The sequence below is a fragment of the Rhizobium sp. 01T437 genome, assembly GCF_056398505.1.
This window is the reverse complement of record NZ_JBFTPM010000018.1, coordinates 105,050-126,807: the sequence shown is the minus strand read 5'-3', so window position 1 is coordinate 126,807 and position 21,758 is coordinate 105,050. Positions and strand designations below refer to the sequence as shown.

24 protein-coding genes are annotated in these 21,758 nt (G+C 60.8%); 12 read left to right on the top strand and 12 right to left on the bottom strand.

Translation table 11 applies throughout. The features are described from left to right. The 3 genes from AC1DM5_RS28480 to AC1DM5_RS28470 all read left to right on the top strand — a co-directional run. The coding region (locus AC1DM5_RS28480; protein WP_477976278.1) for a TCP-1/cpn60 chaperonin family protein at positions 1 to 753 on the top strand (753 nt) is incomplete at its 5' end. Between the two features lie 763 nt (positions 754 to 1,516). Continuing rightward, positions 1,517 to 1,963, top strand: a complete 447-nt coding sequence (locus AC1DM5_RS28475) for a hypothetical protein (RefSeq protein WP_477819218.1) — start codon at positions 1,517 to 1,519, stop codon at positions 1,961 to 1,963. Between the two features lie 210 nt (positions 1,964 to 2,173). Then, entirely contained in the window at positions 2,174 to 3,031 is an 858-nt protein-coding gene (locus AC1DM5_RS28470; protein ID WP_477976276.1) for a serine hydrolase domain-containing protein, read from the top strand. A gap of 47 nt (positions 3,032 to 3,078) precedes the next feature. Here AC1DM5_RS28470 and AC1DM5_RS28465 read toward each other — a convergent pair whose 3' ends face one another. Further along, entirely contained in the window at positions 3,079 to 3,789 is a 711-nt protein-coding gene (locus AC1DM5_RS28465; protein ID WP_477819216.1) for a glutathione binding-like protein, read from the bottom strand. A 203-nt stretch (positions 3,790 to 3,992) separates the two neighbouring features. On the opposite strand from AC1DM5_RS28465, the gene AC1DM5_RS28460 reads away from it, so the two are divergent. Next, entirely contained in the window at positions 3,993 to 4,421 is a 429-nt protein-coding gene (locus tag AC1DM5_RS28460) for a DoxX family protein (RefSeq protein WP_183802121.1), read from the top strand. Between the two features lie 71 nt (positions 4,422 to 4,492). Here the strand turns inward: AC1DM5_RS28460 and hisG are convergent, their stop codons facing one another. The 3 genes from hisG to hisS are packed head-to-tail and all read right to left on the bottom strand — an operon-like array spanning position 4,493 to position 7,822. Beyond that, positions 4,493 to 5,188: an ATP phosphoribosyltransferase gene (gene hisG / locus AC1DM5_RS28455; RefSeq protein WP_477819215.1), complete on the bottom strand. Its 696-nt coding sequence runs from the start codon at positions 5,186 to 5,188 to the stop codon at positions 4,493 to 4,495. Then, complete coding sequence (locus AC1DM5_RS28450; protein WP_477819214.1) at positions 5,185 to 6,306, bottom strand: ATP phosphoribosyltransferase regulatory subunit; 1,122 nt, start codon at positions 6,304 to 6,306, stop codon at positions 5,185 to 5,187. Before AC1DM5_RS28450 ends, hisG begins: the two co-directional genes overlap by 4 nt. A 1-nt stretch (position 6,307) precedes the next feature. After that, positions 6,308 to 7,822 carry a histidine--tRNA ligase gene (gene hisS, locus AC1DM5_RS28445; protein WP_477819213.1) on the bottom strand — a complete coding sequence of 505 codons (1,515 nt, stop codon included), beginning with the start codon at positions 7,820 to 7,822 and terminating at the stop codon, positions 6,308 to 6,310. Positions 7,823 to 7,957: 135 nt separating this feature from the next. On the opposite strand from hisS, the gene AC1DM5_RS28440 reads away from it, so the two are divergent. The 3 genes from AC1DM5_RS28440 (at position 7,958) to copM (ending at position 9,553) form a co-directional block, all read left to right on the top strand. Further along, on the top strand, positions 7,958 to 8,716 hold the full coding sequence (locus AC1DM5_RS28440) for a hypothetical protein (protein WP_477819212.1): 759 nt from the start codon (positions 7,958 to 7,960) through the stop codon (positions 8,714 to 8,716). Between the two features lie 40 nt (positions 8,717 to 8,756). After that, positions 8,757 to 9,122, top strand: a complete 366-nt coding sequence (locus AC1DM5_RS28435) for a hypothetical protein (RefSeq protein ID WP_477819384.1) — start codon at positions 8,757 to 8,759, stop codon at positions 9,120 to 9,122. A gap of 71 nt (positions 9,123 to 9,193) precedes the next feature. After that, a complete protein-coding gene (gene copM, locus AC1DM5_RS28430; RefSeq protein WP_477819211.1) occupies positions 9,194 to 9,553 on the top strand; it encodes a CopM family metallochaperone in 360 nt (119 codons plus the stop codon). 66 nt (positions 9,554 to 9,619) lie between these two features. Here copM and AC1DM5_RS28425 read toward each other — a convergent pair whose 3' ends face one another. After that, complete coding sequence (locus AC1DM5_RS28425) at positions 9,620 to 10,669, bottom strand: aldo/keto reductase (protein ID WP_477819210.1); 1,050 nt, start codon at positions 10,667 to 10,669, stop codon at positions 9,620 to 9,622. A gap of 246 nt (positions 10,670 to 10,915) precedes the next feature. Between AC1DM5_RS28425 and AC1DM5_RS28420 the strand changes: the two genes are divergently transcribed. Further along, entirely contained in the window at positions 10,916 to 11,620 is a 705-nt protein-coding gene (locus tag AC1DM5_RS28420) for an HAD family hydrolase (RefSeq protein ID WP_477819209.1), read from the top strand. A gap of 6 nt (positions 11,621 to 11,626) precedes the next feature. Here AC1DM5_RS28420 and AC1DM5_RS28415 read toward each other — a convergent pair whose 3' ends face one another. Both AC1DM5_RS28415 and AC1DM5_RS28410 read right to left on the bottom strand, forming a co-directional pair. Next, positions 11,627 to 12,112, bottom strand: a complete 486-nt coding sequence (locus AC1DM5_RS28415) for a hypothetical protein (protein ID WP_477976274.1) — start codon at positions 12,110 to 12,112, stop codon at positions 11,627 to 11,629. Next, on the bottom strand, positions 12,109 to 12,738 hold the full coding sequence (locus tag AC1DM5_RS28410) for a DNA-3-methyladenine glycosylase I (RefSeq protein ID WP_477819207.1): 630 nt from the start codon (positions 12,736 to 12,738) through the stop codon (positions 12,109 to 12,111). Before AC1DM5_RS28410 ends, AC1DM5_RS28415 begins: the two co-directional genes overlap by 4 nt. Before the next feature lie 210 nt (positions 12,739 to 12,948). On the opposite strand from AC1DM5_RS28410, the gene AC1DM5_RS28405 reads away from it, so the two are divergent. The 3 genes from AC1DM5_RS28405 to AC1DM5_RS28395 all read left to right on the top strand — a co-directional run bounded on the left by AC1DM5_RS28405 (position 12,949) and on the right by AC1DM5_RS28395 (position 15,310). After that, positions 12,949 to 13,701 carry a L,D-transpeptidase gene (locus AC1DM5_RS28405; RefSeq protein WP_477819206.1) on the top strand — a complete coding sequence of 251 codons (753 nt, stop codon included), beginning with the start codon at positions 12,949 to 12,951 and terminating at the stop codon, positions 13,699 to 13,701. Positions 13,702 to 13,836: 135 nt separating this feature from the next. Further along, on the top strand, positions 13,837 to 14,508 hold the full coding sequence (locus AC1DM5_RS28400) for a L,D-transpeptidase (protein WP_477819205.1): 672 nt from the start codon (positions 13,837 to 13,839) through the stop codon (positions 14,506 to 14,508). Positions 14,509 to 14,629: 121 nt separating this feature from the next. Next, positions 14,630 to 15,310 (top strand): outer membrane protein, encoded by a 681-nt coding sequence (locus AC1DM5_RS28395; RefSeq protein WP_477819204.1) that lies wholly within the window; start codon positions 14,630 to 14,632, stop codon positions 15,308 to 15,310. Positions 15,311 to 15,331: 21 nt separating this feature from the next. On the opposite strand, the gene AC1DM5_RS28390 is transcribed toward AC1DM5_RS28395, so the two are convergent. From AC1DM5_RS28390 to AC1DM5_RS28375, 4 genes are read right to left on the bottom strand one after another with little or no spacing between them, the layout of a single operon-like run. Beyond that, positions 15,332 to 15,772, bottom strand: coding sequence for a hypothetical protein (locus AC1DM5_RS28390; RefSeq protein ID WP_477819203.1), 441 nt, complete (start codon positions 15,770 to 15,772; stop codon positions 15,332 to 15,334). A gap of 50 nt (positions 15,773 to 15,822) precedes the next feature. Beyond that, positions 15,823 to 17,133, bottom strand: a complete 1,311-nt coding sequence (gene glcF / locus AC1DM5_RS28385) for a glycolate oxidase subunit GlcF (RefSeq protein WP_477819202.1) — start codon at positions 17,131 to 17,133, stop codon at positions 15,823 to 15,825. A 1-nt stretch (position 17,134) separates the two neighbouring features. Continuing rightward, on the bottom strand, positions 17,135 to 18,340 hold the full coding sequence (locus tag AC1DM5_RS28380; protein WP_477819201.1) for an FAD-binding protein: 1,206 nt from the start codon (positions 18,338 to 18,340) through the stop codon (positions 17,135 to 17,137). After that, a complete protein-coding gene (locus tag AC1DM5_RS28375) occupies positions 18,337 to 19,776 on the bottom strand; it encodes an FAD-linked oxidase C-terminal domain-containing protein (RefSeq protein ID WP_477819200.1) in 1,440 nt (479 codons plus the stop codon). The genes AC1DM5_RS28380 and AC1DM5_RS28375 overlap by 4 nt, the downstream gene beginning before the upstream one ends. 136 nt (positions 19,777 to 19,912) lie before the next feature. On the opposite strand from AC1DM5_RS28375, the gene AC1DM5_RS28370 reads away from it, so the two are divergent. Next, positions 19,913 to 20,809: a LysR family transcriptional regulator gene (locus AC1DM5_RS28370; RefSeq protein ID WP_477819199.1), complete on the top strand. Its 897-nt coding sequence runs from the start codon at positions 19,913 to 19,915 to the stop codon at positions 20,807 to 20,809. An 18-nt stretch (positions 20,810 to 20,827) separates the two neighbouring features. Here AC1DM5_RS28370 and AC1DM5_RS28365 read toward each other — a convergent pair whose 3' ends face one another. After that, the gene (locus AC1DM5_RS28365; RefSeq protein WP_477819198.1) at positions 20,828 to 21,679 is read right to left on the bottom strand and encodes a LysR family transcriptional regulator; all 852 of its coding nucleotides are present in this window, start codon (positions 21,677 to 21,679) and stop codon (positions 20,828 to 20,830) included. Between the last annotated feature and the right edge of the window lie 79 nt (positions 21,680 to 21,758).

Genomic DNA, 21,758 nt, shown 5'->3' with positions numbered 1-21,758 from the left:
ACGGGCGGCACTGTCATTTCCGAAGACCTCGGCATCAAGCTCGAGTCTGTCACCCTCGACATGCTCGGCCGCACCAAGAAGGTTTCGATCTCCAAGGAAAACACCACGATCGTCGACGGCGCTGGCGCCAAGTCCGACATCGAAGGCCGTGTTGCCCAGATCAAGGCCCAGATCGAAGAAACCACCTCCGACTACGACCGCGAAAAGCTGCAGGAACGTCTTGCCAAGCTCGCTGGCGGCGTTGCCGTTATCCGCGTTGGCGGCTCGACGGAAATCGAAGTGAAGGAAAAGAAGGACCGCATCGACGACGCTCTCAACGCGACGCGCGCTGCTGTTCAGGAAGGTATCGTCCCGGGCGGCGGTATCGCTCTCCTGCGCTCTTCCACGAAGATCACCGCCAAGGGTGAAAACCAGGATCAGGAAGCCGGCATCAACATCGTTCGCCGCGCTCTCCAGTCGCTGGTTCGCCAGATCGCCGAAAATGCTGGTGACGAAGCTTCGATCGTTGTCGGCAAGGTTCTCGACAAGAACGAAGACAACTACGGCTACAACGCCCAGACGTCTGAATATGGCGACATGATCGCCATGGGCATCGTCGACCCGGTCAAGGTTGTCCGTACGGCGCTGCAGAACGCAGCTTCGGTTGCTTCGCTGCTGATCACCACGGAAGCCATGATCGCCGAGCTGCCGAAGAAGGACGCTCCGGCAATGCCAGGCGGCATGGGCGGCATGGGCGGTATGGACATGATGTGATAGGCCAACGGCCTTTCACAGCATCGTCCACGAAACTGCCCATCATCCAAGATGGTTCAGCGCGTCAAGCGCGCTGAACAGGCGGTATGGACATGATGTGATAGGCATAAGCCATCACTGATATTCATTCCGGTCTCCGGAACAGGAAGGGCGGTCTTCGGACCGCCCTTTTTTATTCAGCCGATTCGAAAATACCGGGCGTTTAAACGTTTAAGCCGGTCACCGGAGCCCCCGCTTTTGGCCCGAAGCTTTCGCGAGGCTTGCGTGCCGCGCATTTTCCGCTTCAGGGAAATTCGGTGTCCGAGCTGCCTGATTTACGAAAAATATATGCTATGGCGCGAGTGGAACCGTTCCCACAACGCATAAATGAGATTTTTTGTCACAAAATTAGCGGATAACGCGTAAATTCGCGCAAATCCCGATCATAACGTCAGCCTAACGCCCCGGAAAAAGCCGTTGCCGTTTGCGCAAAAGTTCCTATAAATCCGCGCTGCAATTGACGTTCGCCCCGGAAGAATTCTCGCCGCAGACGAGACCGGACACGCCAAAGGCCATGCGTGAACATTCGGGCTTTCGAAGGTCTCCGCGAACATACGAGATTAAATCTTGCGGGAGACATTCGAGCGGCGACCATCAAAGGCGCAGCCGAACAACTGTTCCCGCAAGGTGAAAGCACAGGCATGATGCCTGGCGCTACGTGATCCTGTTTCTTTGTGTTTGCCGAGCGTGTGGCAGGGGAGCCGCACCCGAACTGGGGAACGCCTTGTTTAAGATCGCCAAAGCCAATGCTGCCGCACCCTTGATGCCCGGCTCGCTGGACTACAACAATCATAATCACGACATGTTGGCGCAGTTTTCCGTTTCCGAAAGCTGGAGCGGAGACTTTTCGACTGGAGTCATCAGGCTCGGCGAATGGAGCGCGATGCTGCACGGTCTCCTGGCGCAGGAATGCGGCCTGTTGAGCCTGGTGCGCTGTTACGATCCCAAGGACCGCAATCACGTTCTGCAGCTCTTCGAGCAGGCTGCGACGCTTTCCTCATCCTTCTGCTTTTCGACGACCATCATCATGCCGAACGGCTTTCGCCAGCCGCTCTTCTGCATGGGCGAATCCAACGGGCTGGAAGAAAAGTACAGTGGCAGCATGGTCGGCGTTTTCGTCTTCCCGCGCTTCAAGCTGGAAGGCGCCAGCCAGATCGCCAGCCGGCAGTAAGCGCGCTTTAAACGTGGGCTTGCTCCCCGTGCTGCCGACAGGATCAATCCGGAGAGCCTCATGGGCAGGGAAAGCGCATCTCCGACCGATACAGATCACATCTTTCCCGGGATACGATGGGAGGATGCCGCCGGCGAAAGTCCCGGCTGGTCGCCAACTCGCCTTGCAGCACTTTCCCTTAGATTGAGTGAGGGCGAATCCTCCGCATTCATGATCGTTGAGGCAGGACGGCTGGTCTATCAGTGGGGCGATCTTACGCTCAAATCCAGCGTCGCCTCGGTGCGGAAAAGCCTGATCAATGTGTTATACGGCATCTTCATCGCCGAGGGCCGGATCAACGCGAATGCGACGCTCGCAGATCTTGATATTGACGACACCAAGCCCCTGACGCCGGCGGAGCGGCAGGCGACCGTCATGAACCTGCTGATGGCTCGATCCGGTGTCTATCTGCCTTCGGTCTACGACGTGGAGAAGGGACGCCCGGCGAGAGGAAGCCATCCGCCGGGAACGCACTGGTTCTACAACAACTGGGATTTCAATGTCCTCGGCACGATCATCGAGCGCGCGACAGACCAAAATCTGTTTGACGCCTTCGCGTCGCGGCTCGTCCTTCCGCTCCAGATGGAAGATCATGCGCCGGGAGACGGCTGGTTCCAGCATGGTCCTCAATCATTGCACCCGGTCTATAAGATCAGTATGTCCGCCCGCGATCTTGCGCGGGTCGGGTTGCTTTATCTGCGTTCCGGACGTTGGGGAGCCAAGCAGATCGTTCCCGAAAGCTGGGTCAGCGACAGCACCGCCATTCATTCGGAAGTCGGCGCCGGACATGGTTATGGCTATCTCTGGTGGGCCACAGAAGCGCACGCCGGGGGCGACAGCATGGCGACGCATGTGCCGATGTTCTACGCCAGTGGATGGGGTGGCCAGTATCTGATCGTGTTGCCGACGCTCGATCTTGTCATCGTTCACAGATCCGCCTCGTCCAAAAGGAGCGGCAGCGGTGCCAGCCATGTCCAGATGGGCGCAATATTGCGCCTCGCGCTAGCTGCGATGAATGGGCAAGGTTAGGCCGACCCAAGACCGGCCTAACGTTCAATCCAAAGTCAGGCCAAAGCTCAGGCCGGCTTGACCGGAATGTTGAGACCCTTCTCGCTCGCGGGGCGGGCGATGCAGCGCTGCAGCCAGTCCATGACGGCGGGGAATTTCGCATAGTCCAGCACTTCGCGGCCGCCATAGAAGATATCGGCGCCGCGGATCCACGGGAAGGTGGTGATGTCGGCGATGGTGTATTCGTCGCCCATGATCCACTGGCGGCCCTGCAGGCGGCTTTCCAGCACGCTCAACAGGCGCTTTGCCTCGTCGCGGTAGCGCTCCACCGGGTAGGAATTGTTGGCGACCTTATCGGCGGCGAATTTGTAGAAATGGCCAAACTGGCCGAACATCGGGCCAATGCCCGCCATCTGGAAAAAGACCCACTGGATGGTTTCATAGCGGCCTGCAGCATCGGCCGGGATCAGCTTGCCGGTCTTTTCCGCCAGATAGAGCAGGATGGCGCCGGATTCGAAGAGCCCGATCGGCTTTCCATCCGGGCCGTTGGGATCTACGATTGCGGGGATACGGCCGTTTGGGTTCAGCGATACGAATTCCGCCGTCTTCTGATCCGTCGTCGCGAAGGACACATAATGGGGCTCATAGGGCAGAGCGAGCTCCTCCAGCGCCACTGAAATCTTCACGCCATTCGGCGTCTGAAGCGAATAAAGCTGGATAATGTCGGGGTTTTTCGCCGGCCAGCGGCTGGTGATCGGAAATGCGGAAAGATCTGCCATCGGGTTCTCCTTGGGTGAGGCGGCGACCATAGAAGACGGCCGCTATGCAAGGCAAGCCAACCGATCGTTTCATATTAGTGAACAAACTGTCCGCTGACGTTTATCTTTCCCCAACGTCAAAAAAAGGCGAATAGAGGGCATCCGAGGTCCAACACGGTGCCGGGGCATCAAGACCTCAAGACCCATTCAACGGAGCAACGTCCATGTCGAATACGAACAACGTCCTCATCCTTCTCGCCCGCATTCTTCTGTCCTTCATGTTCATCCTTGCCGGCTTCGGCAAGGTAACCGATGCTGCCGGTACTGCGGGCATGATCGCCGGTGCCGGCCTGCCGGCAGCAACCCTCCTGGCCTATGTCGCAGGCCTCTTCGAACTGCTGGCCGGCCTTGCGGTTCTCACGGGCTTCCAGGTCCGCATTGTCGGCTGGCTGCTCGCCGGCTTCTGTGTCTTCACGGCCGTTGTCTTCCATCTGCCCTACGCAAGTGGCGCGGAACTCGTGAATATCCTCAACCAGATCATGGTCATGAAGAACATCACACTGGCCGGCGCGTACATCCTGCTTGCCACCGTCGGTGCCGGTGCCTATTCGATCGACGCACGCCGCGGCCTGCAGGCCGTCGCCGCCCGCTAATTCCATTTCCTCCCAAACACGAAAACCCGCCGTCTCTCCTGACGGCGGGTTTTGCATGTTCAATAACGTGATCAGAGAACCGAACGCACAGCCTCGACAATCGCATTCACCGTGGGCGTATCGGCATGGGCGTCCTTGCGGGCGCGCACCAGGCAGGCTTCCGAGCGCAGGATGATGCCATCGGAGAGCACCTTCAGATGGTTGGCGCGCAGCGTCGAGCCGGTCGAGGTGATATCGACGATGATATCGGCCGAACCGGATGCCGGCGCGCCTTCCGTGGCCCCTAAGCTCTCGACGATTCGGTAAAGCTGGATGCCATGCTGGCTGGAGAAGAATTGCTGGGTAAGCCGCCAGTATTTCGTGGCGATCGCCAGACGCCGGCCATGACGGGCGCGAAAATCGGCGGCGACATCCACGAGGTCGGCCATCGTATCGACATCCAGCCAGATTTCCGGCACGGCGACGACGACATCGGCATGGCCGAAGCCGAGCCGGGCGCAGAATTCCACCCGCTTGTCGGCTTCCGCCAGCCCCTCGCGCACGAGGTCTTCGCCGGTAACGCCGAAATCGATCGAGCCGTTGCCGAGCTCGCGGGAAATTTCCGAGGCCGAGAGGAAGGCGATTTCCACATCGTCCCAGCCCTCGACACGGCCGCGATAGGAGCGGTCATTGCCGACGGCATAGATTTTCAGGCCGGCGCGCTCGAAGACCGCAGAGCAGTCGTCCTTCATGCGGCCCTTGGAGGGAAGCGCAATGGTGATCGTCATGCGGCTGCCCTTTCGGTTTCGATACGGTCGAGCCAGAGGGAGAAGCCGACGGCCGGAATACGGTCTCTGGCGCCGAGGAAGGTCATCAGCCTGTCGAAACGCCCGCCACCGGCCAGAACCGCCGGGGAATCTTCCGCCGTCACCTCGAAGACGAGGCCGGTATAATAATCGAGCGGGCGGCCGAACGCAGCGCGATATTCGATGAGTGAGAGATCGACGCCGGCATTGGAAAGTGCCGCGACACGGCCATCGAAGCGAGCCAACGCATTGCCGAGCTTCAACCCCGCCGCATCGGCGAAATGCGAGAGTGCTGCCGAAGCATTCACCAGCGGGACGTTAAGCGACAGGAACTGTTCCAGCACCTGGAAGGCCGCGTCATCCAACCGGGTTTCGGAGAGAACTAGCTTTTCCTTCAGGCGGCGGGCAATTTCCTGTGGCGAGCGGCTGGCATTGGTGGAATAGCCGGTCGCCTGCATCGTCTCGTCGATATAGGAAATCAGCGCCGCTTCATCATCGAGGCCGACAAGGCCTGCGACATGATCATCGAGGCCGGTCACGAATTGCGGGCTCACCAGACCCGCCAGCAGGCTCTCAAGCTGGATCATGTTGCCGAAGGCATGGATCAGCCGCTTCTGCCAGCCGAGCGGCAGGCCGAGAGCCTGCACGACGGCCTCGAACACGGCTTGGTCGCCGATGGTGACGGAGAGCGGCCGGCCGGGCAGCAGGCGCGAGAGTATGCCGACGGCATCGCCGATCGCCCGGGCATCGGCGCTGGCGATATTGATATCACCAAGGTCTTCGATACCGGCCTGATAGAATTCGTTGCTGCCGTCACGGCGCTGGCGGAAAACCTCGCCGAGATAGGAATAGCGTTTCGGCGTGCCCGTGGCGCTCTCGATATGACGCAGACAGACGGGAATGGTGAATTCCGGGCGCAGGCAAAGGCTGGCTCCGGTTTCGCTTTCCGTCATGAAGATACGCCGGCGAAGATCTTCGCCGGCGATATCGAGAAATGGTTCGGCCGGCTGGATGACCGGTGTGTCGATACGCTCCGCCTTGCGGGCGGAAAATTCGTCCAGAAGCTCGCCAGAGAAATCAGGGAGGTTGATCAGGGCCATATCAGCCCGCCCTCTTCCGGTCCTCCGCCTGAGCGGCGAGGATTTCCTTCACCTTGGCGACGAGATCGGCTTCACCAACGGTATCCTGCGCCACGCGCGCTTCGCGCCAGGTCGTGTTGTCCTCGATCTCGCCGGAGAGGCGCTTGCCCTCGATGAGATCCTTGATCTGGACGACGCCCTGCGCGCGCTCGTCGCCACCCTGGATGATAGCGATCGGGCAGCCGCGGCGGTCGGCATATTTCAGCTGGTTGCCGAACTTCTTCCAGTTGCCCTGGAACATCTCGGCGCGGATGCCGGCGGCACGAAGCTCCTGCGTCAGGCGCTGGTAGCGGCCCATCGCATCGACATCGCCGTCCATGACGGTGACGAGCACCGGCTCGATAATATCCTGCTGGCCGAGCTTTCCGAGATTCTTCAGCGCCGTCATCAGGCGCGAAACGCCGATGGAAAAACCGGTCGCCGGAACCGGCTGGCCCATGAAGCGGGAGACGAGGCCGTCATAGCGACCGCCGCCGCCGACGGAGCCGAAGACGACCTTTTCGCCCTTTTCGTTGGTGACGTCGAAGAGCAGTTCGGCCTCATAGACCGGGCCGGTATAATATTCGAGGCCGCGCACGACGGAGGGATCGATCTTGACGCGGTCGGACTGATAGCCGCCGCTGGTGACGAGCGCGCCGATGAAATTCAGTTCCTCGACGCCTTCGACGCCCTTGCTCGTGCCGGCGACCAGCTCAGCCAGCTGGGCGGCACTTTCGGCATAATCCTTGATGCCGACGAAGAAGAGAACCTTCTCGATCTGGCTCTGGTCGAGGCCGGCGCCCTTGGTGAAGTCGCCGGACTCATCCTTGCGGCCGGGGCCGAGCAGCAGAGCGACACCTTCCGGACCGAACTTGTCGAGCTTGTCGATGGCGCGCAACACATTGAGACGCTGGCCGGCCTTGTCGTCGCCGCCAAGACCGATCGCTTCGAGTACGCCGTCCAGAACCTTGCGATTGTTGACGCGGATGACATAGTCGCCGCGCTTGATGCCGAGCGCTTCCAGCGTGTCCGACATCATCATGCACATTTCAGCATCGGCCTGAACGCCCGGCGCGCCGACGGTATCGGCATCGAACTGCATGAATTGACGGAAACGGCCCGGACCGGGCTTCTCGTTGCGGAAAACATAACCGGCGCGATAGGTGCGGTAGGGAAGCTGGATCTCGTTGAAATTCTCGGCGACATGGCGGGCGAGCGGTGCCGTCAGGTCGTAACGCAGCGACATCCACTGCTCGTCGTCGTCCTGCAGCGAGAAAACGCCCTCGTTCGGGCGGTCGCTGTCCGGCAGGAATTTGCCGAGTGCATCGGTATATTCAAGCAGCGGCGTTTCGACCGGATCGAAACCATAATGCTCGTAGACCTCGCGGATCTTCGCAGTCATTTCGTTGACGGCGCGGAGATCGGCTGCGGAGCGGTCAACAAAGCCGCGCGGAAGGCGGGCCCTGAGCTTTTGCGGTTTCTTCTGCTTGTCGTTCATTTCGGGGGATTTCCACATATGTGACAGTGGCGGTTTCCTAGCGGATTGGGCGGGTAGCGGCAAGGGCAAGGGCCTTGCTATGGCGACCAGAATCGATGGAACGATGCGGAAAGGACCTGTTGTCAGGATATAGCCATGATCGCGGAAGCGCTTCAGTATCTCGCCACAGCAGCGCTTACGGGCAGCGCGCACCGCCGCTTCGTGCACTATTCGGTCAATCTCTGGTCGCGCGCCAGCCGATGCGCCCAAGATTGGGCGGCCCATGAGGCCAACAGCAAGGATGCCATTCGCGCCGCGATATCAGGCCTGTCACAACGGCGCACCGCCGTCGTGCTCGGCTCCGGATTGCTCCGGGATGTACCAATCGAGGACCTGGCGAAGAGCTTCGACACGGTCGTCCTCGTCGATCTCGTGCATCTTGCATCCCTTCGCCTGCGGCTGAGGAGCAAGGGCTATCGGAACGTTCGGCTGATCGAACGCGATCTCTCCGGTTATAACGATCTCAAGGCAGGACACGATCCGGAGCCGCTCGGCTTCCTGCGCAGCGTGCCCTATCTCGATTTCGTCGTTTCCGCCAACCTGCTCTCGCAGATCGGCCGGGGCGTCAAACGACAATATGAGGAGGAAGCTCCATCCGGGATGCCTGACGATACCGTTGAGCGGCTGATAGCGGCGCATATCGAGGGGCTGGCAGCGCAGCCCTGCCGCACCTGCCTGGTGACCGATATCTCCTACGTGGTCATCGACCGGACCGGTAAAGTACATGAGGAAGCCGACCTGCTGCATGGCGTCGCACCACCCGAAGCGAAAGCCAGTTGGGACTGGCCCGTCGCACCGCTCGGCGAAGAAAGCCGTGACTACCAGATCGTTCACAGGGTCATTGCCGCCTGGTGAGCGGCTTGGCTTTTCGCCTGGGCTTGCCTATGTTTCTCGCATGCGCGCTTTGGCTCTCATGACGATGTTTTTCGGCTGGCTGGTCTACAGCACCCTGTCGGCATGGGCTGGCTGCCCGACCTGCGCATCGATGAACATGGCGGTACAGACCGAAGCCAGCACAGCGCATCATCACATCGAGGGCATGGCCATGCCTGACATGGCGGCCAAGGCCGATTCTGCGAAAGACCCTTGCTCCACAGGCGTTGCCCATATGCCGCTCTGCGCCGCCTGCATGGTGCTGCCGCCGGCCGATCTGCTTGCCGATGGCGGCAAGCATGTTTTCGCCTATCCGTCTCCGGCTCTCGACCGGGCGCTGAGGGACAACAGACCGGTACCGCAGGCGCCGCCTCCCCGCTTCATCTAACGATCCCTTTTGCAGAGCGGCGGCAATACGCTGCCATTAGACCCTATTGCCAGACAGAGGAAGGAATACTCATGTCTTTGAAAATCATCACTCTTTCCGCCATCATCGCTTTCGCTGCACCCGCCTTTGCCGAGGATATGTCGACCATGGACATGTCCAAGCACATGGGCGGCCACGGCCCGTCCAGCCAGGCTTTCACAGAGGCCAATGACAGGATGCACAAGGATATGATGATCAAACTAAGCGGCGATACCGATGTGGATTTCGTCCGCAGCATGATCCCTCACCATCAGGGAGCAATCGACATGGCAAAGATCGAGCTGCAGTACGGAAAGGATCCGGAAATCCGCAAACTTGCCGAGAGTGTTATCAAGGCGCAGGAGGCTGAAATCGCAGAGATGAATGCCTGGCTGAAGGCCCACGCTAAATAAGCCGACAGCAAGAATAAAAGGGCCGCCGTCGGAACGGCGGCCCTTTTCAATCAGGCCTTTGCCTGATCAGGCCTTGGGCTCGAAATCGACCGGGCGGCGGCCGGCAGCCTGGCGGGAAAGCATCCAGCCCGGATATTCCGGAGCGAGGGCGCTGACCTCATCGAGTTTCTTGATCTCCTCGGCATCGAGTTTCAGCGTGACGGCAGCAAGGTTCTGGTCGAGCTGGTCGACACGCTTGGCGCCGGTGATGACGGTCGTGACGAAGGGCTTGGCGAGGATATAGGCAAGCGCCACGGTGGCGACGCTCACGTCATGCTTTTCGGCGATTTCGCGCATAACGGCGACACAGGCCCAGGCCCGGTCCTTGTCGACAGGCGGGAAGTCGAAATTGGCACGGCGGCCTTCACCATTGCCTGGTGCGCCCGGACCATACTTGCCCGAGAGCAGGCCGCCAGCGAGCGGCGACCAGACCATGAGGCCGAGCTTTTCTTCCTGCAGCAGCGGCACGATATCGCGTTCGAGGTCACGGCCGGCAATCGAATAGTAGGCCTGCACGGTCTCAAAACGGGCATAGTCCTTACGCTCGGAAATGCCGAGCGCCTTGGCGATGCGCCATGCCTGCCAGTTGGACACGCCGACGTAACGCACGAGCCCACGGGAGACGAGATCGTCGAGCGCGCGCAGCGTCTCGTCGATCGGGGTGACCGGATCGGTGGCATGGATCTGGTAGAGATCGATATGATCCGTCTGCAGGCGCTTGAGGCTGGCTTCGACTGAGTCCATGATATGGCCGCGCGAGGCGCCTCGGTCGTTCGGCTTGTCGCCCATCACGCCATAGACCTTGGTGGCGATGACGACATCCTTGCGCGGCACGCCGAGGTTCTTCAGTGCCTGGCCGAGCAATCGCTCGGATTCACCAAACGAATAGACGTCCGCGGTATCGATGAAATTGACGCCGGCATCCAGTGAACGCTGGACGATCTCATCGGCTGCCTTCTGGTCGACATCGGCAATGGCGCCCCAGGGGGTGCCTTGCTTGGCCTCCCCAAATGTCATGGTTCCAAGGCAGATTTCAGATACGAAAAGTCCGGTATTTCCGAGTTGATTGTAACGCATGTCGAGAAATTCCCTTGTGTCTGCCGCAATAGGGGCTTGCGGACTGCTGAACTCTATTTTTTGATTATTGGCCTGCGCGTAACAGGCACAGCCGGGGCTGGCTGCAAGGTGAGGCACTTCTCATGTAGGTCGCCAGCCCGCGTTTTTCAACGGAACACGGCCGCGTGGAGACGCCCTTGTCTCGACACAGGCTGGGAATAGATTGCCCGCCCTATAGAGACAGGGCGTATTTCTAGAGGTGCGTATATGACCGCCCGACCATTGACGACGATCGGTTTCGATGCCGATGACACACTCTGGCAGAACGAACATTATTACAGGCTGACGGAAGAGCATTTTACCCGGCTTCTCACCGATTTCGCCGAGGGCGCGAAGATTTCCGAGCGGCTTCTCGAAGCCGAAAAACGTAACCTCGCCCATTATGGTTTCGGCATCAAAGGCTTCACGCTGTCGATGATCGAAACGGCGATCGAGATCACTGAGGGCAAGGTGCCGGCGAGTGTGATCGCCAAGATCCTCGATACCGGACGCGACCTTCTGTCCCATCCGGTCGAAACCCTGCCGCATGTACGCGACACGCTGGAAACGCTTGCCGGAAAATATCTGCTGGTGGTGATCACCAAGGGTGATCTCTTCGATCAGGAGCGCAAGCTCGCCCAGTCCGGACTTGGCGACTATTTCGACGCGGTCGAGATCGTCTCCGACAAGACGGCGGTCACCTATCGGCGCATCTTCTCCAAGGTCGGCGACGGGCCGGAGCGGGCGATGATGGTCGGCAATTCGCTGAAGTCCGATATCGTGCCGGCCATTGCCGCCGGCAGCTACGGTGTCTTCGTGCCCCACGAACTCACCTGGGTCCTGGAGCGGGTCGAGGAGCCGAAGGACGCGCCGCGCTTCCGCAGGATCGTCCATCTCGGCGAACTGCACGGGCTGATCGACGGGTTACACTAAGCGACACTATTTCCGCTTCGGAAACAGCGACGGCTGCTCCTGCTGGGCAGGCGCCGGTTGCGTAGCCTGAGGAGCGGCGGCAAGCGGCTCGATCAGGATGCTGTAGGGCGCGCCCAGCCCGCGGCRCGGCGAGACCTTGGAATAGTAGGGACGCAGCAGCCAGGTGGCGTTTTCCTTGACTGTCGTCTCGTAGCTGGTGCCGTCCTCGTCCGTCCCGAAAAAGGCTTCGTCATCGGGTTTCGACAGATCGAAGATCGCGAGATAGGCGAATTTGCTCTTTGTCTCGAAGCTGATCTTCACATGCTGGCCGGCGCGCACGGGCAGCGTATAGACGTGGCTGTTGCCGAACTTGGTCCAACCCTTCAATTGCATGGTCACGGCGGGGAACTGCAGCTTTTCGATTTTCTCGCCCGGGTCGAGTTGCGGCGTCTGCGCAATGGCTGCGGAGGCGGACAGGAAAAGTGCTGTGGCAAACACAAGAAGCGACTTCATGGGCGCACCAATGCTGCGCGCATCGCCTCTACTTCAGCGCGGCAGAAGCAGCCTTCGAGATGATCGTTGACGAGACCCATAGCCTGCATGAAGGCATAAACTGTGGTCGGTCCGACAAAGGTCCAGCCGCGCTTCTTCAAATCCTTGGAAATCCTGACTGACGTGGCGGTGGTCGGATTGGCGACTATATGCTGGCGGTCGACGACGGCAGGCCGATCTTCCTGGCGCGGTTCATAGCTCCAGAAGTAGCGGGCGAGAGAGCCGAATTCGCTCCTGAGATCGATTGCGCGGCGCGCATTGTTGATCGTCGATACGATCTTGCCGCGATGGCGGATGATGCCGGCATCAGCAAGGCAGAGAGCGATATCCTCGTCGCCGAAGCGCGCCACCTTCTCGAAATCGAAACCGGCGAAAGCGGCGCGGAAATTCTCGCGTTTGCGCAGGATCGTCAGCCAGGAGAGACCGGACTGGAAACCTTCGAGGCAGATCTTCTCGAAGAGCCTGATGTCATCGGTGACAGGCCTGCCCCACTCCTCATCGTGGTAGCGCAGGTAGTCGGGCAGATTCGCATGCCAGTGGCAGCGGCTCCTGCCGTCCTCGCCGATGATGATGCCGGTTTCGCTCATTTTTTTATCTCGTTTTGCGGCTGTGAATCCGGCTTTACCATTTGCAAACCTTCTTTCCAAACCGAACGGTAACCCTGACGAAAAGTTTATTCCGTCCGTCGCCTTTTAATGAATCCGCATTTACCATTCGCTGGCGAACGCGGTGGCAGCATGACCGCAGGCGGACAATTCCGCCAGCGCATTTTCGGCCATTTGTAGAGAGTTCGTCCGATGATGAAACCCCTTGTCCTTGCCGCAGCCATGCTCGGCATTTTGTCCACGGCCGCCCTTGCAGACGACCGCTACGCCTCCCGTCCGCCCGTGGTGTTGAGCCCCGATCTCACCGCCCCTTGGATCAACCAGCTCGGCGGCGGTTCGGTTCGTCCCGTCGTCTACCAGCGGCCGGTCGTCGTACAGCAGCGCGGCCTTTTCCAGCAGCGCCGGACGTACATCCAGCGCGCGCCGCAGCCAGCACCGCAGGCCGTGTCTGCCATCCGTCCTGGTGTTCCCGTCATCCGTGGACAGGTCGAACCGCAGTTTCTGCCGCAGATCATCGATTACGATACTAAGGAAAGGCCCGGCACGCTTATTATCGACACCAACAACCGCTTCCTCTACCTCGTCATGGATGGCGGCAAGGCCCGCCGCTACGGCGTCGGCGTCGGCAAGCCCGGCTTCGAATGGGCAGGCGCCCACAAGATTACCCGCAAGGCGGAGTGGCCGGATTGGACGCCGCCGTCGGAAATGGTGAGCCGCGAAGCCGCCAAGGGCCATTATCTTCCCGCCCGCATGGATGGTGGCCCGGAAAATCCACTCGGTGCCCGCGCCATGTATCTCGGCTCCACGCTCTACCGCATTCACGGCACGAATGCGCCCTGGACGATCGGCAGCGCCGTCTCCTCCGGCTGTATCCGCATGCGCAACGAAGACGTGGTCGACCTTTACGATCGCGTCAATATCGGCACCCGCGTCATCGTGATGTAAAGGCCAAATAACGCCAGCGGACGGCAAGAACAGCCGCCCGCTGGACAACAAAAAACCGTGTCCCTCACCTCTCCGACTTGAAATTCAAACCGATTTGACTAGCCTCTACGCGGTCTGAAGGAGAGGGTATCGAAAATGAAGCAGTTTTTTAGGCTCGCAGCGGCGGCTGCCGTTGCGCTGTCCTGTACAGTTGTGACCGTAAGCGCGGAACCGGTCATGACGGCTACGGACGCCGTGCGCGGCGTCAAGCAGACCCGCGAGATCAAGCCACAGTTCCGCAAGCGTGTCGTCCGTCTTGCCACCAGCGAAAAGCCCGGCACCATTATCGTCGACACCAACAACAAGTTTCTCTACCTCGTCGAAGGCAATAACCGCGCCACGCGCTACGGCATCGGCGTCGGCCGCGACGGTTTCGGCTGGTCGGGTGTCGTGACGGTCGGTCGCATGGCCGAGTGGCCGAACTGGACACCGCCGGCTGAGATGCGCGCCCGCGAGGCCCGCGAAGGCCATAATCTTCCCGCCGTTCAGCCCGGCGGCCCGGACAATCCGCTCGGCGCACGCGCCATGTATCTCTACAAGGGCGGCCGCGACACGATCTTCCGCATTCACGGCACCAACCAGCCCTGGACGATCGGCCTCAACATGTCCTCGGGCTGCATCCGCATGATGAATGACGACGTCTCGCATCTTTACAGCCGCGTCTCCGTCGGCACCAAGGTCATCGTCGTCGGTCCCGGCAACAAGCAGGGCAATGTCGCCTTCCAGGACAAGGGCATCGATATCCTGCGCACTATGTTTGGCGGTTGAGCCACACTTTCAACAAAAAAATAAAGGCGCACTTGGTGCGCCTTTTTATTTGTTAAGATTGTGACACAGAACTCTGCCAAAGAATCGACCTGATCACCTTTCGGTACTTCGGGGATATTCAATGGCATATGCATTGCGTCTTTCCACCATGCTTCTGGCAGGCATTGCGTTTTCCGCACTTGCATCGATGGCTGGCACGTCTTCGGCTGAAGATCTGGAATTTTCCATCTATGGCGGCTACCAGACGGCGCCGCATAGCCATGTCGATGTTTCCGACGGCACCTCCTTCAGCGCCGGCTGGGAGGGCAAGTCGTTCGGCAGCCCGCCCTATTACGGCGGCCGCGTCACCTGGTGGCTGGGCGACTTCAACCTGCCGAACTGGGGCGTGTCGCTCGATTACACCCATGACAAGGTCTATGCCGACGACGAGACCATGGCGCGCTCGCCGGGCTGGACGCATTTCGAATTCACCGACGGCCTGAACCTCCTGACCGTCAACGGCCTCTATCGCTTCAAGGACCCGGCTCGCCGCTGGACCCCCTATCTCGGCGCCGGTGTCGGGGTAAACATTCCGCATGTCGAAGTCACCCGTCCCCAGGGCACGACCTTCGACTATGAATTCGGCGGCGTAACCTTCCAGGCGCAGGCTGGCGTCGACTTCCGCGTCACCGACAACTGGTCGACCTTCGTGGAATACAAGGGCACCTATTCGCGCGTCGACGTTCCGATCGACAGCGGCGACCGCCTGAAGACGAACATCGTCTCCAATGCCGTCAACGTCGGTATTTCCTACCATTGGTAATTTTGGATGTGGGCCGCGGGACTATTTGGTGCCGCAGCTCACCTTGCCTTCGACGACGAAGAAGCTTGTGCTGCCTTCGATGCGCAAAGCATAAGTGCCGCTGAAATTCGGCGAAGCCTTGCCGTGCTCGCCGGCGAGGACCGCGAGATCCAGAGACTCGCTTTCAGCATCGGCACCTTCCGTCGTGAAAACTTCCAGGCGCAGATCGCCATCGCGCGACCAGCGATTGGTGAGATCCTTCGATTCGAATATGCGCTTGGCGAAACTCTTGGATTTATTGGCATCCTTCAGCATCAGCGCGCCGCGGAAGTGGATCAGCTGATGACCGCCTCCATCCTCAAAAGCGCTTTCGAGCGTGAAGCGCGCATCCTTGTCGTCGGCAGAACAGAAATACCTGACATCGGCATGTGCCACACCAGCCGCGCCGAACAATAGGGCAAGCACCATCAATCCACGCCACATAGCCAAAGCTCCTGAGATCGGCCCCGAGATCGGCCAATGAATCGGTGCCCTCAGGCTAGCGGCAAACCCCTTAATTTTTCAGGCATAGCGCCGCCATAAGCCCAGTCCAGAAGCTCGACCGTATGCAGGATCGGGGTGGCCGTGCCTGACCCGATCTGGGTGATGCAGCCGATATTGCCGGTGGCGATGATATCGGCCTTGGTCGCCTCGATATTCTTGACCTTGCGGACCTTCAGTGTTGCGGAAATATCCGGCTGCAGGATGTTGTAGGTGCCGGCCGAGCCGCAGCAGAGGTGGCCCTCGGCCGGATCGCGAACGGTAAAACCCGCCGCCTTGAGCAGATGCTTTGGCGCCATGGTTATCTTCTGCCCATGCTGCATGGAACAGGCTGAGTGATAGGCAACGGTGATGCCTTTCGGCATGTGGGCGGGCAAATCGAGGCCGGCCAGATATTCTGTGACGTCCTTGGTAAGGGCAGAAACCTGCGCGGCCTTGCCGGCATAGGCCGGGTCAAGGCGCAGCATGTGGCCATAGTCCTTGATCGTCGTGCCGCAGCCGGAGGCGGTGATGATGATCGCGTCGAGGCCGCCGGCCTCGATCTCGCGGGTCCAGACATCGACATTGGCGCGGGCCGAGGCGAGAGCCTGCTCTTCGCGCCCCATATGATGGACGAGAGCGCCGCAGCAGGCCTCACCCTCGGGGACGACCACCTCCACGCCCAATCGTGTCAGCAGCCTGATGGTCGCCTCGTTGATGGCGGGATCGAGAACGGGCTGCGCGCAGCCGGTGAGGATCGCGACGCGGCCGCGGCGTTCGGCCTGCGGCTCATGCCGGCCAGGCCGGGCAAAAGGCGACGGCGCCGGAATGCTCCGCGGCGCAAGCGCCAGCATGGCTGCAAACGGCTTCAGTGCTGCCCCGCGCATCAGGCCGGCAAAGGGACGGCCGATGCGGGCAAGCGCAAGTGCTGCACGAAAACGGCCGGGATAGGGCAGCACTGCCGCCAGAATGGCGCGCGTCAGCCGGTTCATGAACGGCCGCTTATAGGTCTTTTCGATGTGAACCCGGGCATGGTCGACGAGATGCATGTAGTCGACGCCGGAAGGACAGGTCGTGGTGCAGGCAAGGCAGGAGAGACAGCGGTCGATATGGGTGACGACTTGCGTATCCGCCGCACGGCCGTTTTCCAGCATGTCCTTGATGAGATAGATGCGCCCGCGCGGGCTGTCGAGCTCGTTGCCGAGCGTAACATAGGTCGGACAGGTGGCGGTGCAGAAACCGCAATGCACGCATTTGCGCAGGATCTGCTCGGATTCGGCCACATGCGGATCGGCAAGCTGAGCGAGGGTGAAGTTGGTCTGCATTTCAGTGTCCCGCCATCTTCCCCGGGTTGAAGATCCCCGCCGGATCGAACTTTTCCTTCACGCGGCGCGAAAGCAGTGCCACTGCCTCTACCTCGGGATGAAAGGCTGACGTCGCCGCTCTTGCCTGAGCCGAGGCGCGGATGAGCGTCGCATGGCCACCACCGAACGCCTTGATGAAGCGGCGGACCAGATCAGCTTCCGGATCAGCTTCCATGCGCATCCAGACTAGACCACCCTGCCAATCGTAGAAAGCATCGACACCGGCTTCCAGCCGCAGGGCCGCAACAAGCTGATGGCCAATGCCCGGTGCGACGGAAGCGCGCCAGACAGGTCGGGCGGTGCCATCGGCATAGGGTGCCACGTCACGGACTTCCTGCCAGAGCCGGCGGCTGGCGGCGTGATCCAGGCTCGCGACCTGGCCGAAGGGCGCCATCGCCGACAGAAGCTTTGCCACGCGCGATTCCACCGAACCCGGCAGGCCTTCGATGCGCAGCACCGTCGCCTCGCCCTCGGGCAGTTTGCCGCCTAGAAATTTCCAGGTCACCGTCAAAGGCAGGTGGGCAGCACCCGAGACCTCGACCGGCAAAGCCATGGCCGCTGCCATCGCATTTGCGGCCTCGGCATCGTTGAGGCCGGAGATGACGACAGTCTCCTCCGTCTTCGCACGCGGCGGCACACGGAAGGTCACCTCGGTCAGGAAGCCGAGTGTGCCGTGCGAGCCGGCGAGCAGCTTCACCAGATCGAGGCCCGTGACATTCTTCATCACGCGGCCACCTGCCTTGATGATCTCGCCCTTGCCGTTGACGAAACGAATGCCGAGCAGGCTGTCACGAGCAGCCCCCGCCACGAAGCGACGCGAGCCGGAGACATTGGCGGCAAAGACGCCGCCGATCGTCGGCTCGCCAGACGTGCCCATCACGGCGCGATGATCCATGGGTTCGAAAGCCAGCATCTGGTTGTTTTCGGCAAGGGCCGCCTCGACTTCGGCGATTGGCGTGCCCGCCTTTGCGGTCATCACCATCTCACCGGGATTGTAGGAGACGATGCCGGACAGGCCAGTCGAGCGCAGGCGATCCTCCGCCTCGACCGCATTACCGAAACCCGAGCGCGTATCGCCACCGCTGATGGCGAGCCCACGCCCCTCTTGCGCATGCGCGCGGATGATTGCTGCGGCTTCTTCTTCGCTTGCAGGCACCAGATCGATCATGCGGCAGGACGCCCCTCGAGCGGGAAGACCTTGGAAGGGTTCAGCAGCCATTGCGGATCGAAGGCAGCGCGCGCCGCCATCTGCTGGGCAAGATCGGCCTCGGAATATTGATGACGCATCAGATCGCGTTTCTCGATACCGACGCCATGCTCGCCAGTCAGGCAGCCGCCGGCATCGACGCAGAGCCTCAGGATATCGTTGCCGGCCGCCTCGGCCTTGGCGGCATCCTCGGGGTCATTGGCATTGAAGAGGATCAGTGGGTGCATGTTGCCGTCGCCGGCATGGAAGACATTGGCGACGCGCAGGCCGTAACCGGCGACGATCTCGGACGTCCGCTGCAGCACATACGAAAGCTGGCTCAGTGGCACAGTACCATCCATGCAGATGTAATCAGCGATGCGACCGGTGGCGCCGAAGGCGGACTTGCGCCCTTTCCAGATCAGTGCCGCCTCGGTTGCCGACTGGCATTCACGCACCGTCTTGACGCCGTGTTTGCGGGCGATGTCGACAATGCTTTTCAGCATGTCATCCATTTCCGCTTCCGATCCCTCGACCTCGACGATCAGCAGCGCGCCAACATCGAGCGGGTAGCCGGCATGGGCGAAGGCCTCGCAAATCTCGATCGCCGGTTTGTCCATGAATTCGATGGCGACGGGAATGATGCCGGCGGCGATAACGTCGGCGACACAGCGGCCTGCCTCTTCCGAGCTCTCGAAACCGAAAAGCACCGGCCGGGCGCCCTCCGGCTTGGCGATCAGGCGTACCGTCGCTTCGGTGACGATACCGAGCTGGCCCTCATGACCGCAGACAAGGCCAAGCAGATCGTAGCCCGCCGCATCCAGCCCCTTGCCGCCGAGATCGATCACCGTGCCGTCGGTCAGCACCATCTTGACGCCGAGCAGATTGTTGGTCGTGACACCATATTTCAGACAGTGCGCACCACCGGAATTCATGCCGATATTGCCGCCAATCGTGCAGGCCAGCTGCGAGCTCGGGTCGGGCGCATAGAAGAAACCGTCCGCCGAGACGGCTTCGGAAATGTTGAGATTGGTTACCCCGGCCTGAACCACGGCGCAGCGATTGGCGAAGTCGATGTCCAGGATGCGATTCATCTTCGACAGGCCGAGCACGACGGCATCTTCCTGCGGGATGGCGCCGCCCGAAAGCGAGGTGCCGGCACCACGAGGGACGACCGGAATGCCGTAGCGATGACAGTATTTCATGATGGCTGCCACTTCCGCGGTCGAACGCGGCAGGGCAACGGCGAGCGGCAGGCGGCGGTAGGAGACGAATGCATCGGTCTCGAAGGGCACGAGTTCGCGCGCTTCGTGGATCAGACATTCCGGAGGCAGGAGATCGACGAGATCAGCAACGATTTCCTTGCGGCGCGCAAGAACGTCGGGACGTGGAGCGAGGAACGAAATGGCGTCGGACATGGCGTTCTCCCTCGGCCAACATGACGGAAACCGGTGACAAATCCTCCCTGTAACCGGTTCTTTCGGCTTAGCACTTTCCCGAAACCGGCGCAAATGTTAAGCACTTATGCCAAAAGGGAAAAAGTTATAAAAGCTTATGACCAATCTGGGTGATCTCGAAATCTTTGCCAAGGTCGTTTCGACCGGCAGCATGTCGCTCGCCGGCCGCGCGCTCGGCTTTTCCCCTGCCGTCGTCTCCAAGCGCATCAAGCGGCTGGAGGACCGGCTCGGCACGCGGCTCCTGCAGCGCACGACACGGCAGATTTCGCTCACCGAATCCGGCCAGGGTTTTTACGATCGCGTCCTCGGCATCCTGGCAGGGCTCGAGGAGGCGGAATTCTATATTTCCGGCCGTTCGGCGCAGATGCATGGCACGCTGAAGATCTCGGCGCCCACCTCTTTCGGCCGCATGCATATCGCCCCGCATCTCAAGGCTTTCATGGAGGCGCATCCGGAGCTGGCGATCAATCTGGTGCTGACCGATGAGTTCAGCGATATCGTCGGCGGCGGCTTCGATCTCGCCATCCGGATCGCGGAGCTGACCGATTCCAGCCTTGTCGCACGCCGGCTGGCGCCTGTGCGCCGGGTGCTCTGCGCCTCGCCCGATTATGTCGCTGCCCATGGCATGCCAAAACATATCGAAGAGTTGAAGCAGCACCGCTGTCTGCCGGCCCATAACAACGATGTCTGGCGACTGGACGGGCCGGATGGGGCCTTCAGCCTGCGGCCCGAAGGCATGCTGATTACCAATTCCAGTGAGGTGATCCGCGAAACAGTCATTGCCGGCCTCGGCATTGCGTTGCGCTCCACCTGGGACATCGGCGAAGAGCTGAAGAACGGCAAGCTCGTGCAGGTGCTGCCGGCCTACGAGGGTTCGCACAATGTCACGCTCTCGGCGGTTTACCCAAGCCGGCAATTCCTGCCGGCCAAGGTTCGGTTGTTCATCGATTTTCTGGCCGAGCTCTACGGCCCGGTCCCCTATTGGGAACGCTGAGGTTGGGTGAGCAGGCGACTAATCCGCCAGCCGCTCGATGACGAGATCGAGCAGCGCCCTCAGCCGCGCCAGCCGTTTCATATCGCGGTGATAGCCGACCCAGGTATCGCGGCCGGGCGGCGCTTCGCCGAGATCGACGGGCTCGATGGCTGGGATGGCATCGCCGAGCGGGCGCGGCAGGACGGCAAGGCCGGCGCCGTTGGCGCAAAGGGTCGCCTGCACATCTCTATTATTGCTGCGCATGGCGATATCAGCCTTCGGCAGCAGACGCTTCAGCCAGCCGACATCGGGCATGCCGCCGAAGGCCTCATCCATGGTGACGAGCCGGGCGCCGGTCCCATCACCGGCCTCGGGATGTGGCAGGCCGCGGCGGACATAGAGGCGGTAATCGATATGCAGCAGCTTGCGGGATATGACCTCCGTCTCGGTGAATGGGGCGATGCGGAAGACGATATCGGCCTCGCGGCGTGCGAGGCTCATGAGGCGGCTGTCGGTCAGGAGTTCGATGACGACTTTCGGATAGGCGGCCGAGAACTCCGCCAAGACAGGTGAAAGCACATGCGCGCCGAACCAGTCGGACGAGGACAGGCGCAGCAGGCCGTCGAGCTGCCTGTTCTGACCGACAAGCTCGCGCTCCAGGCCGAGCGCCTCCTCTTCCATACGTTCGGCATGGACAAAGACGGTCGTACCCTCATCCGTCAGGATGAAACCATCGGCCGTACGCTGGAAGAGTGTCTGGCCGAGCGAGATTTCGAGTGCACGCAGCCGCCGGCCCATGGTCGGCTGCGTCAGGCCGAGGCTGCGGGCGGCAGCACCCAGCGTTCCGAGCCGCGCGATGGCGAGAAAGAGTTTGAGATCGCTCCATTCCAAGGGTTTAGCCTCAAACAAAAATGCATGATCTACATGCGTTATCTTTGATTTTCATTCAGAATTCAATGCGGCATTCTGC

Bases quoted from the DNA above. Each gene is read 5' to 3' on its own strand.
- AC1DM5_RS28470 (WP_477976276.1), top strand. From the start codon at position 2,174: ATGATCGTTGAGGCAGGACGGCTGGTCTATCAGTGGGGCGATCTTACG.
- AC1DM5_RS28465 (WP_477819216.1), bottom strand. From the start codon at position 3,789: ATGGCAGATCTTTCCGCATTTCCGATCACCAGCCGCTGGCCGGCGAAA.
- AC1DM5_RS28460 (WP_183802121.1), top strand. From the start codon at position 3,993: ATGTCGAATACGAACAACGTCCTCATCCTTCTCGCCCGCATTCTTCTG.
- hisG (WP_477819215.1), bottom strand. From the start codon at position 5,188: ATGACGATCACCATTGCGCTTCCCTCCAAGGGCCGCATGAAGGACGAC.
- AC1DM5_RS28450 (WP_477819214.1), bottom strand. From the start codon at position 6,306: ATGGCCCTGATCAACCTCCCTGATTTCTCTGGCGAGCTTCTGGACGAA.
- hisS (WP_477819213.1), bottom strand. From the start codon at position 7,822: ATGAACGACAAGCAGAAGAAACCGCAAAAGCTCAGGGCCCGCCTTCCG.
- AC1DM5_RS28440 (WP_477819212.1), top strand. From the start codon at position 7,958: ATGATCGCGGAAGCGCTTCAGTATCTCGCCACAGCAGCGCTTACGGGC.
- AC1DM5_RS28435 (WP_477819384.1), top strand. From the start codon at position 8,757: ATGCGCGCTTTGGCTCTCATGACGATGTTTTTCGGCTGGCTGGTCTAC.
- copM (WP_477819211.1), top strand. From the start codon at position 9,194: ATGTCTTTGAAAATCATCACTCTTTCCGCCATCATCGCTTTCGCTGCA.
- AC1DM5_RS28425 (WP_477819210.1), bottom strand. From the start codon at position 10,669: ATGCGTTACAATCAACTCGGAAATACCGGACTTTTCGTATCTGAAATC.
- AC1DM5_RS28420 (WP_477819209.1), top strand. From the start codon at position 10,916: ATGACCGCCCGACCATTGACGACGATCGGTTTCGATGCCGATGACACA.
- AC1DM5_RS28410 (WP_477819207.1), bottom strand. From the start codon at position 12,738: ATGAGCGAAACCGGCATCATCATCGGCGAGGACGGCAGGAGCCGCTGC.
- AC1DM5_RS28405 (WP_477819206.1), top strand. From the start codon at position 12,949: ATGATGAAACCCCTTGTCCTTGCCGCAGCCATGCTCGGCATTTTGTCC.
- AC1DM5_RS28400 (WP_477819205.1), top strand. From the start codon at position 13,837: ATGAAGCAGTTTTTTAGGCTCGCAGCGGCGGCTGCCGTTGCGCTGTCC.
- AC1DM5_RS28395 (WP_477819204.1), top strand. From the start codon at position 14,630: ATGGCATATGCATTGCGTCTTTCCACCATGCTTCTGGCAGGCATTGCG.
- AC1DM5_RS28390 (WP_477819203.1), bottom strand. From the start codon at position 15,772: ATGTGGCGTGGATTGATGGTGCTTGCCCTATTGTTCGGCGCGGCTGGT.
- glcF (WP_477819202.1), bottom strand. From the start codon at position 17,133: ATGCAGACCAACTTCACCCTCGCTCAGCTTGCCGATCCGCATGTGGCC.
- AC1DM5_RS28380 (WP_477819201.1), bottom strand. From the start codon at position 18,340: ATGATCGATCTGGTGCCTGCAAGCGAAGAAGAAGCCGCAGCAATCATC.
- AC1DM5_RS28375 (WP_477819200.1), bottom strand. From the start codon at position 19,776: ATGTCCGACGCCATTTCGTTCCTCGCTCCACGTCCCGACGTTCTTGCG.
- AC1DM5_RS28370 (WP_477819199.1), top strand. From the start codon at position 19,913: ATGACCAATCTGGGTGATCTCGAAATCTTTGCCAAGGTCGTTTCGACC.